This is a genomic window from Stenotrophomonas sp. 78350_Sma (genome assembly GCF_056482105.1).
In genome coordinates this window covers 1,496,286-1,509,320 of the sequence record NZ_CM151182.1, presented here as the reverse complement: position 1 = coordinate 1,509,320, position 13,035 = coordinate 1,496,286, and the positions used below count along the sequence as shown (strand labels likewise).

At 68.0% G+C, this 13,035-nt stretch carries 9 protein-coding genes; 2 read left to right on the top strand and 7 right to left on the bottom strand.

Features of this window, described 5'->3' with window-relative positions; translation table 11 throughout:
* Positions 1-99 precede the first annotated feature (99 nt).
* Positions 100-2,427: a penicillin acylase family protein gene (locus ACZK4H_RS06915; RefSeq protein WP_099551078.1), complete on the top strand. Its 2,328-nt coding sequence runs from the start codon at positions 100-102 to the stop codon at positions 2,425-2,427.
* A 78-nt stretch (positions 2,428-2,505) separates the two neighbouring features.
* Here the strand turns inward: ACZK4H_RS06915 and ACZK4H_RS06910 are convergent, their stop codons facing one another.
* The gene (locus tag ACZK4H_RS06910; protein WP_099551077.1) at positions 2,506-3,894 is read right to left on the bottom strand and encodes a cation:proton antiporter domain-containing protein; all 1,389 of its coding nucleotides are present in this window, start codon (positions 3,892-3,894) and stop codon (positions 2,506-2,508) included.
* Positions 3,895-3,994: 100 nt separating this feature from the next.
* Positions 3,995-5,686, bottom strand: a complete 1,692-nt coding sequence (asnB, locus tag ACZK4H_RS06905; protein ID WP_099551076.1) for an asparagine synthase B — start codon at positions 5,684-5,686, stop codon at positions 3,995-3,997.
* A 336-nt stretch (positions 5,687-6,022) separates the two neighbouring features.
* Between asnB and ACZK4H_RS06900 the strand changes: the two genes are divergently transcribed.
* A complete protein-coding gene (locus ACZK4H_RS06900) occupies positions 6,023-6,901 on the top strand; it encodes a tetratricopeptide repeat protein (RefSeq protein WP_099551075.1) in 879 nt (292 codons plus the stop codon).
* A gap of 55 nt (positions 6,902-6,956) precedes the next feature.
* Here ACZK4H_RS06900 and dapE read toward each other — a convergent pair whose 3' ends face one another.
* The 5 genes from dapE to ACZK4H_RS06875 are packed head-to-tail and all read right to left on the bottom strand — an operon-like array spanning position 6,957 to position 13,023.
* Positions 6,957-8,084: a succinyl-diaminopimelate desuccinylase gene (gene dapE, locus ACZK4H_RS06895; protein WP_099551074.1), complete on the bottom strand. Its 1,128-nt coding sequence runs from the start codon at positions 8,082-8,084 to the stop codon at positions 6,957-6,959.
* Positions 8,081-8,452: an arsenate reductase gene (locus ACZK4H_RS06890; RefSeq protein ID WP_197577866.1), complete on the bottom strand. Its 372-nt coding sequence runs from the start codon at positions 8,450-8,452 to the stop codon at positions 8,081-8,083. The genes dapE and ACZK4H_RS06890 overlap by 4 nt, the downstream gene beginning before the upstream one ends.
* 31 nt (positions 8,453-8,483) lie before the next feature.
* Positions 8,484-9,350, bottom strand: coding sequence for a hypothetical protein (locus ACZK4H_RS06885; RefSeq protein WP_099551073.1), 867 nt, complete (start codon positions 9,348-9,350; stop codon positions 8,484-8,486).
* 2 nt (positions 9,351-9,352) lie between these two features.
* Complete coding sequence (gene dapD / locus ACZK4H_RS06880) at positions 9,353-10,414, bottom strand: 2,3,4,5-tetrahydropyridine-2,6-dicarboxylate N-succinyltransferase (RefSeq protein ID WP_099551072.1); 1,062 nt, start codon at positions 10,412-10,414, stop codon at positions 9,353-9,355.
* Positions 10,414-13,023, bottom strand: coding sequence for a [protein-PII] uridylyltransferase (locus tag ACZK4H_RS06875; RefSeq protein ID WP_447385576.1), 2,610 nt, complete (start codon positions 13,021-13,023; stop codon positions 10,414-10,416). The genes dapD and ACZK4H_RS06875 overlap by 1 nt, the downstream gene beginning before the upstream one ends.
* Between the last annotated feature and the right edge of the window lie 12 nt (positions 13,024-13,035).

Here is a 13,035-nt window from a genome sequence, read left to right as displayed (position 1 = left end):
GCATAGGGTGCCCCATTTCAGAATACGGTGATCTAATCGGAATCAGTCGCAGTTGCGCCTGCGGCTACAATCGCCCCTCGAGTGCTGGAAGGACCTGCAATGCGACGTAGATGGCGTTGGATACTGGCTCTGCTGATCGCCATCGTGATGGCTGCGGTCCTGACAATCTGGCTGCTGCTGCGTGGCAGCCTGGCCGACCTGGACGGCGAGCATGCCCTGCCGGGGCTGGCCAAGACGGTCACCGTCGAGCGCGATGCGCTGGGCGTGGTCACCATCACCGCCGGCAGCCAGGCCGACGCCATGCGCGCATTGGGTCGCGTGCATGCGCAGGAACGCTATTTCGAAATGGACCTGATGCGCCGCAGTGCCGCCGGCGAGCTGTCGGCGCTGTTCGGGCCGAAGGCCATCGACGCCGACAAGCGCATGCGCGTGCATCGGCTGCGCGCGCGCACCGAGGCGAACATGCGGGCTGCGCTGGGCGACAACATCGAAGCCGTGAGCGCCTATGTCGGTGGGGTCAATGAGGGCCTGGCCGATCTCTCCGTGCGCCCGTGGGCCTACCTGCTGCTGCGGCAATCACCACAGCCCTGGCAGGCCAGCGACAGCGTGCTGGCCGGGCTGGCCATGTATGCCGACCTGCAGGATCCGGGCAACCAGACCGAGCTTGCGCTGAGCCGCATCCGCGCGGTGGTGCCACCGGCGCTGTATGCGCTGATCGCCCACGACGGCACCGAATGGGATGCACCGCTGTTCGGCGAACCCACCGGCAACGCCGCCCTGCCCGATGCCAGCCAGCTTGACCTGCGCACATTGAAGGCAACATCCGGCACCGCGCAGGAAGAGGCGGACGCCGTCGGCAGCAACAACTTCGCGGTGGCCGGGGCGCTTACCGCCGATGGCCGCGCGATCGTCGCCGACGACATGCACCTGGGCCTGCGTGCACCGGGCCTGTGGTTCCGCGTGCGTCTGCGCTACCCGGACCCGCAGGCTGCCGGCGGCCAGGTCGATGTCACCGGTTTTTCGCTGCCCGGCCTGCCCGCGGTGATCGTCGGCAGCAACGGTCACGTGGCCTGGGGCTTCACCAACAGCTACATCGACACGGCGGACTACCGCACTGAACCGGCCAACGCCCCGGCGACCGTACATGAAGAACGCATCACCGTAGCCGGCCAGGCCGACGTGGTGTTCCCGGTGCGCGAAACCGCCTGGGGGCCAATCCTGCATACCCACGCCGATGGCAGCGGCGACGCGCTGCGCTGGGTCGCCCAGCTGCCCGGCGCGGTGCGCCTGGACTTCGGTGACCTGGCCCGCGCCGGTGACCTGGACGCTGCCCTGCAGTTCGCCGACCACGCCGGCATCCCCGCACAGAACCTGGTGGTCGGCGACCGCAGCGGACGCATCGCCTGGCGCCTGATCGGCGCCCGCCCGGACCGCGGCCCCGGCTGTGCGCCTGCGGGCTTCACCGCCGCCAACAACCAGGACTGCGCACCCTGGCCGATCCGCAGCGATGCCTCACCGGCACTGATCGACCCACCCAACCATCGCCTGTGGACCGCCAACGGCCGCGTTCTGGACGGCGAGGCACTGGCCGCCGCCGGCAACGGTGGCTATGACCTCGGTGCACGGGCGCGGCAGATCCGTGACCTGCTGGCGATCCAGGAGCGCTTCGACGAGCACGATCTGCTGGCGATCCAGCTCGATGACCGCGCCGTGTTCCTGCAGCGCTGGTGGGCCCTGCTGCACGACGTCATCGAACGCAGTGACGACCCTGCGCTGAAGCGATTGAAGGCGGTCAGCCATCAGTGGGGCGGGCGCGCTTCAGCCGACTCGGTCAGCTACCGGGTGGTGCGCGAGTTCCGCACGCAGGTGATGGAGACGCTGTCCGATGCGCTGCTGGCACCGGCCAATGCGCAGCTGGGTGAGGACTACCTCGATCCGCGCCTGGCGCAGCTGGAAGGCGTAGCCTGGCCGATGCTGCAGCAGCGCCCGGCCAACCTGCTGCCGCCGGCGTTCGACAGCTGGGATGCGCTGCTGATCGATGCAGCACGCCGCACGGAAGCCGAGCTCTCCAGGCAGGGCCCACTGGCCAGGCGCACGTGGGGTGAACGCAACACCGCGGCGATCTGCCATCCCATTGCTCGCGCACTGCCGGACATCGCCAAGCGCTGGCTGTGCATGCCCGCCGACCGGCTGCCTGGTGACCGCGACATGCCGCGCGTACAGACGCCGAACTTCGGTGCTTCCGAGCGCATGGTGGTGTCGCCCGGCCACGAGGCCGACGGCTTTGTGCATATGCCCGGCGGCCAGAGCGGGCATCCGCTGTCACCTTACTGGGGTGCCGGCCACGAGGACTGGGTGCATGGACGCCCGACCCCGTTCCTGCCTGGCAAGGCACAGCACGTGATGACGCTGGTGCCGGCGCGTTGACGGCCGGGGTCAGATCCCTTTTCCAGAGGAAAAGGGATCTGACCCCACCTCCACGCCTGCGTGGATGCCCCCCAGCGCTCAGGCCCTGCGCCGCTCGATCAGGTTCAGCAGCGGCCCGGTCATCGCCGTGGTCACCAACGCCATGATCACCAGCACCGCGAACAGGCGGTCGCCGAGCAGGCCCAGCTCGTAGCCCAGGTTGAGCACGATCAGCTCCATCAGGCCACGGGTGTTCATCAGTGCACCCAGCCGCCACGCCTCGCGCGTGGGCATGCCGGCGCTGCGTGCAGCACTGAAGGTGCCCAGCAGCTTGCCGGCCGTGGCCACCACGATCACCACCGCGCACAGCACGATATCGCTGGCCTGCAATGCATCGGCGCGCATGCGCAGACCGGTCATGGCGAAGAACAGCGGCAGCAGCAGCGTCACTGCGAACGGTTCGACGCGGGCCATCAGCAGCTCGCGCAGCTGCACGTTGGACGACACTGCCACGCCCGCAGCAAAGGCACCGAACAGCGCATGGATGCCGAGCATCTCGGTGACCAGCGCACTGGCCAGCGACAGCAGCAGGATGCCCAGCAGCCAGCGCCCCTCACGGCCCGGTGCGATCTGCTGGTGGGTGAACCAGGGCTTCACCAGCCCCAGCATCAACGCCACGAACGCAACCACGCACAGCAGGTTGAGGCTGGCCGGTAGCCAGCCACTGGCCTGGGCCGCTGCGACGATCAGCGCCAGCAGGCACCACGCGGTGGCGTCGCCCAAGGCGGCGCAGGCGATGGCGGTCTGGCCCAGCGATGTCTGCGTGATGCCGCGGTCGGCGAGGATGCGCAGCAGCACCGGGAACGCGGTGATGCTCATCGAGATGCCGACAAACAACGCGAACGCGGTGAAGCCCACACCTTCAGGGCCGTGCTGCGGATACAGCCAGATCGCCAGGGCGACGCCGAGCACGAACGGCACCGCGATGCCAGCATGGCTGACCGTGAAAGCAAAACGCCGGCGGCCACGCAGTGCCGCCAGGTCCAGCTCGGCACCGGCTACCAGCAGGAACATCAATACGCCCAGCTGGCTGAGCATGCCCAGCGGGCCAAGCGAGCTGGCCGGGAACAGGGCGCCATGCAGCTGCGGCAACAGGCTGCCGAGCACCAGCGGCCCCATCATCAGGCCGGCGGCCATCTCGCCGATCACCGCCGGTTGCCCAAAGCGCTTGAGCAGCGCACCTGCGCCCTTGGCCACCAGCAGCAGCACCAGCAGCTGCAGCAGGAACAGGCCCAGCGGTGACGCCAGATGCTGCGCCCAGCTGCCTTCGGCAGCAGCCGTGGCACGGGCGACCGCCTCGGGCGCCGCCGGCCCGGCATACCGCGCCAGCAGCACGCCGACCAGCAGCGGGACACCGGCCCAGGCCAGATAACGCCATCCCCATTTCGTGGGCGGCGCGTTGCCGCCTGCCTGTACGTCCATGAACATTCCCCAATGCGCAGGGGGGCGATGATACAAAAAGGGGACGGAGGGGATTAAGTCGTTTGTGCCACTAACGACTTAATCCCCTCCGTCCCCTTTTTGGGGCTTAGGCCAGGGCCTGCGCGTGCACGCCGGCAATCGCGCGTCCGGAAGGGTCGGCAGCTGCGGCGAAGCTGGCATCCCAGGCGATCGCCGCCGGCGACGAACAGGCGATCGACTTGCCGCCCGGCACGGTCTCCGCCGCCGCGCGGCTCGGGAAGAACTGCTCGAACAGGTGGCGGTAGTAGTACGCCTCCTTGGTCTGCGGCGGGTTGTGCGGGAAGCGCTTGTCGGCCGCCGCCAGCACACGGTCGCTCACCTGCGCCTCGGCATGCGCCTTCAGCCCGTCGATCCAGCCGTAGCCGACGCCATCGCTGAACTGCTCCTTCTGACGCCACAGGATGCTGTCCGGCAGATAGCCATCGAATGCCTCGCGCAGCACCGCCTTCTCGATGCGGCGGCCACCGAACCCGGCACCGACCATCTTGTGCGCAGCATCGAAGCGCATCGCCACGTCGAGGAATTCACGATCCAGGAACGGCACGCGCGGCTCCACGCCCCAGGCCATCATCGACTTGTTGGCACGCAGGCAGTCGTAGTTGTGCAGGGCGTCGAGCTTGCGCACCAGCTCATCGTGGAATTCGCGCGCGTCCGGCGCCTTGTGGAAGTACAGGTAGCCACCGAAGATCTCATCGCTGCCCTCGCCGGACAGCACCATCTTCACCCCCATCGCCTTGATCCGCCGCGCCAGCAGGAACATCGGTGTCGATGCACGGATGGTGGTGACGTCGTAGGTTTCGATATGGCGGATCACTTCCGGCAGTGCATCCAGGCCTTCTTCGAAGGTGTATTCGAACCCGTGGTGCACCGTACCCAGCGCTTCGGCGGCGATCGCAGCGGCGGCCAGATCGGGCGAGCCCTTCAAGCCGATCGCGAACGAGTGCAGGCGCGGCCACCAGGCTTCGGTCTGCCCGCCGTCTTCGATGCGGCGGCGTGCATAGCGCGCGGCCACCGCCGCCACCAGCGACGAGTCCAGGCCACCGGACAGCAGCACGCCGTACGGCACATCGCTCATCAGCTGGCGTTCCACCGCATGCTCGAAGGCCTGGCGCAGTTCGGCCAGATCCGCCTGGCGGCCCTGCACGTCGGCGTAGTCACGCCACGGTTGCTGGTAGTAGCGCACCAGCTCACCGCTGGCGCTGTCGAAATAGTGGCCCGGCGGGAACTGCGCGACATCGGCGCAGGAATCGACCAGCGCCTTCATCTCCGAAGCCACCCGCAGGCGCCCCTGCGCATCGTGGCCCCAGTACAGCGGCACCACCCCGATCGGATCGCGCGCAACCAGCACCCGGCCGGCATCACGGTCCCACAGCGCGAAAGCGAAGATGCCGTTGAGCTGCTCCAGCCACTGCGCTGGCGATCCGCCCTGGCGGTACAGCGCGTTGATCACTTCGCAGTCCGAGCCGGTCTGGAAGTCGTAGGCGGTGGTCAGCGCGGCCTTCAGCTGCTGGTGGTTGTAGATTTCGCCGTTCACTGCCAGCGCCAGCTGCCCATCGGCCGACAGCAGCGGTTGCGAGCCGCCGGCCGGATCGACGATGGCCAGCCGCTCGTGGACCAGCAGTGCGCCTTCGTCCAGGTACACGCCGCTCCAGTCCGGGCCCCGGTGGCGCTGGCGCTGCGACAGTTCCAGCGCATGGCGGCGCAGGGCGGGAAGATCGTCACCGGCCTGCAGGCCGAAGATTCCGAAGATCGAACACATGGCGGAGCTCCTGTTGGGGAATTTCACGAGGGGAAGGTGTTCGACCGGCCATCCAGGCCCGGGAAGGCTGCGCCCGGGCACAAAAAAACCCGCATCGGCTGATGCGGGTTTTCTGGTGTCCGGGCGTGTGTTGCTGTCTATCTACCCAGGGCGCAGTCCCGCATCGGCCGCGCACGATTATTCGCGCGCAGATTATTGCGGTTGTTGTTATTGACGGCGGTGGCCAGGCGGATCGACATGGCATCGACCCTACCCCGGTTTTCGGCGCGGCGCAACAGTTGCGTCAGCAACCACGCCTGGAGCGCATAATGGCGCGCCCTGAACCGTGTAACAGGAATGCAACACCGCAATGGACGCACCGGGGCACTGGCCGCCCTGCTCTGCCTGGGCCTGACGGCCTGCCAGACCCTGGCCCCGCCTTCTACCCTGCCGCAATCCCAGCAGCAGGCATTGGAACAACGCGGAGCCGACGGCAGCTTCGAAGGTGCCTTCGATACCGCGCAAACCTTCGAACGCTTCAACGATCCGCGGGCCATCACCTACTACGAGCGTGCCGCAGCGGTCACCCCGTGGACCTTCCACAACACCAAGGCGGAAGAAGCACTGGGCCGGATCTGGATCTCCGGCACGCTGCGCCATGCCGACAGCCCCCACATCAACCCGGCACCGGTGCTGCGCGCATCCTGGCGACGTGGCGAACGCGCCTATCTGGCGGCCGCCAACCACGGCAATCCCTATGCGTTCTACGGGCTCGCCAAGGCCTATCGTCAGCGGGGCGACGCGCAACAGGCGCTGCGCTGGGACCTGCGCGCGATGATCTACCAGCGCTATCCAAGCCGTTCCTCGCAACTGCCGGATGCAGTGGCCGCGCAGGGCGACACCGTGCATCCGCTGGTTGCGCGCATCCAGCGTCGCGCGGCGCGTGGCGATGCCGAAGCGCAAGTGGATCTGGGCGCACTGCTGGAGAAAGGCATAGGACTGCCGCGCGATCCGGCACGTGCGTTGCAGCTGTACCAGCGTGCCGGGGAACAGGGCAATGTCTTCGGCCAGTACTTCGCCGGGCTGCTGCTGGGCCGGAGTGCGCCGGGCGTGGAGAAGGACACCGAGGCGGCGGCACGCTGGTTCGCGAAGGCCGAGGCACAGCGCTTCTACATGGCAGCGCCGAGTTACTGGAAGAAGGCGGTCGAGCCGCCGTTCTTCATTTTTTCGGAGTAGAGCCGAGCCCGGCAGGAGGCATGCCGGCCAACGGTCGGCACCCACCGTCGCAGGCTCACACCAGCAGCCGTTCCACCAGCCGCTGGTACAGCCCGGGCAGTGCTTCCAGTTCGTCCACGCGCACGTTCTCGTCCACCTGGTGGATGCTGGCGTTGACCGGGCCTACTTCGATGCACTGCGCACCCAACGGCGCGATGAAGCGCGCATCGGACGTGCCGCCGCCGGTGCTTTCCTCCGGCGCACGGCCGATGTGCTCGGCCAGCACCGCCCGTGCGGCGGCGCGAAGCGTGCCTTCCGGGGTGTAGAACGGCTCGCCGCTGCGGTGCCACTTCAGCGTGTACTGCAGGCCATGCCGGTCCAGCAGTGCGGCGATCTCTGCTTCCAGCTTCGGCGCGTCCCAATGCGGGTTGTAGCGGAGGTTGAAATCCACTTCGAGCTCGCCGGGAATCACGTTGTTGGCACCGGTGCCGGCGTGGATGTTGGAAATCTGCAGGCTGGTCGGCGGGAAGCTCTCGTAGCCATCGTCCCAGCGTCGCGCACTCAGTTCGGCCAGTGCCGGCGCCGCCTGGTGGATCGGATTGCGCGCCTTCTCCGGGTACGCCACATGCCCCTGCACCCCCTGCACGCGCAACTTGGCGGACAGGCTGCCGCGGCGACCCACGCGCAGCAGATCGCCCAGCGCCGCGGTCGACGACGGCTCACCGGTGATGCACCAGTCGATGCGCTGCCCGCGTGCGGCGAACAGGCGTGCAACGTGGCGCACCCCATCGATGGCATCACCCTCTTCGTCGCTGGTCAGCAGCACCGCCAGCGTGCCGGGATGGTCGGGATGGGCGGCGACGAACTGCTCGGCGGCGACCACGAACGCAGCCACGCTGCCTTTCATGTCGGCGGCACCGCGCCCGTACAGCACGCCATCGCGGATCTGTGGGGTGAACGGGTCGCTGGTCCAGGCTTCGCGCGGGCCGGTTGGCACCACGTCAGTGTGGCCCAGCAGGACCAGCACCGGTGCGCCTTGGCCATGGGTTGCCCACAGATTGTCGACCTCGCCCAGGCGCAGGTGGTCACAGTGGAATCCAGCCTGCTTCAGCCGCACCGCCAACAGCGCCTGGCAACCTGCATCGTCCGGCGTCACCGAAGGCCGTGCGATCAGCTCGCAGGCCAGGTCGAGCACGGCACTCATGCGTCGCCCACGCCGAAGCGTGCCTTGAAGCCATTGTCACTGAAACCCTGGCTGGCCCTGCCATCGGCGGTGACCACCAGCGGGCGCTTGATCAGCTGCGGGTACTCGCGCAGCAGCAGCTTCCACTCGGCCTCGGAATCGGCGGCCTTGCGGTTGTCGGGCAGCTGCCGCCAGGTGGTGGAGGACCTGTTGACCATCGCCGCCAGCCCCCCCAGCTGTTCGGCCCATTCCAGCAGCATTTCCGGGCTGGGTTTGTTCTCGCGGTAGTCGACAAAGGTGTACGGCACGCCGAAGCGGTCCAGCCACTTGGTCGCCTTCTTGCAGGTATCGCAGTTCTTCAAACCGTAGACAGTGGTGCTCATGGCCATCTGTGATGCTGGAAAACAGGGGGCCAGAATCTCACAACAGGCGCTCGGACACGACCCGGAACGGCACCCTCGGCAAACGGAAGGCCAGGCCCGATTCAAGCGCCACGCCCATCGCCTGCAGGCGCGGGCAATGCAGTTCGCCTTCCAGGCGCAGCGGCTGCAGGCTGTCGACGTCCACCGGCAGCGCGATACGGGTGCTGGCCCAGCGGCGATCACAGGTGCGGGCGATGGCTTCGTCCTGGCAGGTCAGGAAGCGTAGCAGGGCCTGCTGGCCACCGAAGGCCGCCGCCCACGCGGTATCCGCGCAGTCGGCAGCAACCCGCCACTGCAGGCGAAGGTCTGGTGCACTGCCCTGCCCGCCTTCGATCAGCGTGTGGCCACGACCGGCGGCATCCAGCACATGTTCGAAGCGGGTGGAAAGATGCGGCTGCATGGCATCACTGAACGCACGCGCCCCGGCGACGAAGGCCAGTTGGTCCATCACGTTGCGATCAAACAGCACCACCGGCGTGGCGTCCGGATCGTCGTCACGGCACAGGTACCAGCGCCAGTTGCTCTGCTGCGGCGACGGCATCAGCGCGCGCAGCGGCCCGGCCAGCGCGGGCCCGAAGTGCCCGTGACGGTAGCTGAGGATGGTGTACGGCGTGCGCCCGGCATGCACCACGTAATGATGGCCCGGTGGCGGCGTTGGTGCGTGACGCACGTCGACCCACCAGCTCGCGTAGACCACGTCGCGCACATCGCTGGCCAGTGCCGGCATCGGCCAGCGCCGCGACAGCGCGCGACGCAGCCGGCTCCAGCGGGATGCATGCAGCAGGCGCGGCAGCATCCGCCCGAACGCGTTGTCGGACGGATGCCGGTAGATCGCGGACTGCGCCAGGTCTTCCGGCGCAGCCACCTTCAGTCGGCCAGGCCGCGCAGCAGGTCGTTGACGCTGGTCTTGCTGCGGGTCTTGGCATCGACCTGCTTGACGATCACTGCGCAGTACAGCGAGTGGGTGCCGTCCTTGCTCGGCAGCGAGCCGGACACCACCACGCTGTACGGCGGGATGTAGCCGTAGCTGATCTCGCCGGTGGCGCGGTTGTAGATGCGGGTACTCTGGCTGAGGAACACGCCCATGCCGATCACGCTGTGGTGGCCGACCACCACGCCTTCCACCACTTCCGAACGCGCGCCGATGAAGCAGTGGTCTTCAATGATGGTCGGGCTGGCCTGCAGCGGTTCCAGCACGCCGCCGATGCCGGCGCCGCCGGACAGGTGGCAGTGCTGGCCGATCTGCGCGCAGGAACCCACGGTAGCCCAGGTATCGACCATGGTGCCTTCGCCGACGTAGGCGCCGATGTTGGTGAAGCTCGGCATCAGCACCACGTCCTTGCCGAAGTACGTACCACGGCGGGCGATCGCACCCGGCACCACGCGCACGCCACCACGGCGGAACCTGGCTTCGTCATAACCGGCAAAACGCGATTCGACCTTGTCCCAGAACGGCGCCGGGCGCGCATCGACCACAGCCATGTCGTTGACACGGAAGTACAACAGCACCGCCTTCTTCAGCCACTCGTTGACCTTCCAGCCACCGTGGCCGTCCGGTTCGGCAACGCGGAATTCGCCGCTTTCCAGGCCATCGATCACACGGTTGACCAGCGGCTTGGTCGAGCCTTCCAGTTCGTGCAGGGTCAGCGTGGCGCGGCGTTCGAAGGCACTTTCGATACCGAACTTCAGTTCTTCCACGCCCGGCGCGGCCGGCTTGCGCAGCGACTTGCGGGCGATGGTTTCGGCGCGTGCGGCTTCTGCACTCTTGGCCGGGGCCTTCTTGGGTGCCGCCACCTTCTTCGCCGGCGCCTTCACCGCTGCGGCTTTCTTCGGCGTGGCAGCCTTCTTCGCGGCCGGCACGGCGGCAATTTTCCTGGCCGCTGCGCTCTTGGCGGTGGCAGCAGTCTTCTTAACGGGCTTGGTGGCCATCAGGCGGGGTCTCCGGCGTTTCGATCAGGGTCCAGGCAGGCCAGCATCGCGTCATGCAGCTGCTGCCGGGCAGGTTCAGTCAGGGGGAGGTCGTGTTCGTCACTGATCACGAAGGTGTCTTCGGCGCGTTCGCCGAACGTGGCAATGCGCGCATCATGCACGCGCAGGCCCTGGTTGCGCAGCACGAACGCCACGTCGGCCAGCAGGCCGGGGCGGTCGGGCGCGACCAGGGCAAAACGGGTTGCGCCCGGTTCATCGCGGAACTCGATGCGCGGGGCGAAACGGAAATGGCGCAGCTGGCGTGGCACCACCCGGCGCGACGGGCGCAGGCGCGACAGGTCACCACTGAGTGCCTCGCGCAGCGCGGCCTCCAGGTTGGCGCTGCTGCCATCGGCGAAGCTGTCGGCCGGGTTCACTTCGAAGGTATCGAAAATGGTGTCGGCCGGACCATCCAGCACCCGCGCGCGATGGATGCCGTAGCCCTTGCGGTCCAGGGTCATCACGATGGCAGCGAACAGGCCGTCGCGGTCCGGCGAATGCACGAACACTTCCAGTGCCGGGTCGTCGACGCTGATGCGGCGCACCTTCACCAGCGCCTGGCCCTGTTTCACCGGTACCAGTGCGGCAGCCTGCCAGGCCAGCTGCTCCGGGCGCAGGCGGATGAAGCCTTCGTCGGGCATCACGGCGAACTGGCGGTCGATGGTGGCATCGTCATACCCCTGCTCGCGCACCAGCGCACGCACGCTGTCACGCGCCTCGGCCACGCGCTCGGCGGCAGGCACCGGGTGCTCGAGGCCTTCACGCAGCGCGCGCCGGGTCGCGAAATACAGGTCGGCCAGCAGGCGGTCCTTCCACGCGTTCCACAGCTTCGGGCTGGTGCCGGCGATATCGGCGCAGGTCAGCAGGTACAGATAGTCGAGGCGGTCGCGACTGCCGACCAGGGTCGCAAAGCGATGGATCACCACCGGATCGGCGATGTCCTGCTTCTGCGCGGTCACCGACATGCGCAGGTGCTGTTCGACCAGCCAGGCCACCAGTTCGGTGTCGGAGATGCTCAGGGCATGCGCCTGGCAGAACGCGCGTGCATCGACCGCGCCCAGTTCGGAGTGGTCGCCACCGCGACCCTTGGCAATGTCATGGAACAGGCCGGCCAGCAGCAGCAGCTCCGGCTTGCGCAGGCGCGGCCACACCTCATGTGCGATCGAGAAGCGCTCGTCGGCACGGCTGCTGGCGAACTGGCCGATGTTGCGCAGGACCATCAGCGTGTGCTGGTCCACCGTATAGACATGGAACAGATCGAACTGCATGCGCCCGCTGACCTGGGCGAATGCCGGAATCCACTGGCCGAGCACGCCCAGCCTGGCCATGCGCGAAAGCGTATCGACCGGGCGCTGGCCACGCAGCAGGGCCAGAAACTGCTCGCGCGCGTCGGCGTCGGCCTGGTCGTAGGCCGGCAGCAGCGGCAGCGATTCGGCCAGCGCGCGCGCGGTCAGCGAATGCAGGCCGCGCACCTGCGGGTTGTTGGCCCAGCTGGAGAACAGCGCGAACACCTGGCCGATATCGCCACGCGGCCAGTCGGCATCATTGGCCGCCAGGTAGCCGCGTCGCAGGGAAAAACCCACGGTCAGCGGTTCCGGCTGCGCCTCGCCATCGAACTGTTCCTCGAAGCGCTGCAGCAGGCGGTCACTGATCCGGCGCACCACCAGAGCGGCGCGGTAGAAGCCCTGCATCATCTTTTCGACACCGAGATTCTCGGCATCGTCTTCGAAGCCCAGGCGCGCGGCCAGGGTCTTCTGGTAATCGAAGCGCAACCGTTCTTCCGGGCGCCGCGCCACCAGGTGCAGGCCAAAGCGCAGACGCGCCAGCACCGCACGCTCGCGCTTCAGCGCGGCCGCTTCGTCGGCACCCAGGTGGCCCAGGCCGACCAGCGCTTCCAGGTCGCGCACGCCGAAGGCGCGCAGCGCCATCCAGCCCAGCGTGTTGAGATCGCGCAGGCCGCCGGGGCCATCCTTGAGATCCGGCTCCAGGTTGTCGGCGGTGTCACCGAAACGCTGGTGACGGTTGCGCAGCTCTTCCAGCTTGGCCAGGAAGAAGGCACGTGCAGGCCACAGCTCCCGGTCGTCGATGGCCTCGCGCAGCGCGCGTCGGGCAGCGTCCTCAGCCAGGATCGGACGCGCCTCGATCAGCGCGGTCAACACGGTCTGGTCGGCAGCAGCCTCGCGGCACTGCGCGGCACTGCGCACCGCATGGCTGACTGCCAGCCCGCAATCCCACAGCAGCGCGAACAGGCGCGCCAGTGCGGATTCGTGCGCCAATTGTGCCGGCGGATCGCCGAACACCAGCAGGTCGATGTCCGAGCGCGGGAACAGTTCACCGCGCCCATAACCACCCACTGCGAACAGCGACAGGCCGCTGTCGACCGGCAGGCAGCGCTGCCAGGCCAGGCGGATCAGATGGTCGGCGGCACGCGCGCGCAGCGCCAGCAGGCGCTCGATGTTGTCGCCCTGGTCGAAGCGGCGGTACAGGCGCGCGTCGGCCTGCTGCAGCGCCTGGCGCGCGGCAGCAGCCCAATCCGGGTCGTTGAGCGACGCGGCCGGCGTGTCCAGCAGCGAACTCGCCGG

Excerpts from the sequence above, each read along its gene's own strand:
- ACZK4H_RS06900 (WP_099551075.1), top strand. The coding sequence starts at position 6,023 with ATGCAACACCGCAATGGACGCACCGGGGCACTGGCCGCCCTGCTCTGC.
- ACZK4H_RS06890 (WP_197577866.1), bottom strand. The coding sequence starts at position 8,452 with ATGGCCATGAGCACCACTGTCTACGGTTTGAAGAACTGCGATACCTGC.
- ACZK4H_RS06915 (WP_099551078.1), top strand. The coding sequence starts at position 100 with ATGCGACGTAGATGGCGTTGGATACTGGCTCTGCTGATCGCCATCGTG.
- dapD (WP_099551072.1), bottom strand. The coding sequence starts at position 10,414 with ATGGCCACCAAGCCCGTTAAGAAGACTGCTGCCACCGCCAAGAGCGCA.
- asnB (WP_099551076.1), bottom strand. The coding sequence starts at position 5,686 with ATGTGTTCGATCTTCGGAATCTTCGGCCTGCAGGCCGGTGACGATCTT.
- dapE (WP_099551074.1), bottom strand. The coding sequence starts at position 8,084 with ATGAGTGCCGTGCTCGACCTGGCCTGCGAGCTGATCGCACGGCCTTCG.
- ACZK4H_RS06910 (WP_099551077.1), bottom strand. The coding sequence starts at position 3,894 with ATGTTCATGGACGTACAGGCAGGCGGCAACGCGCCGCCCACGAAATGG.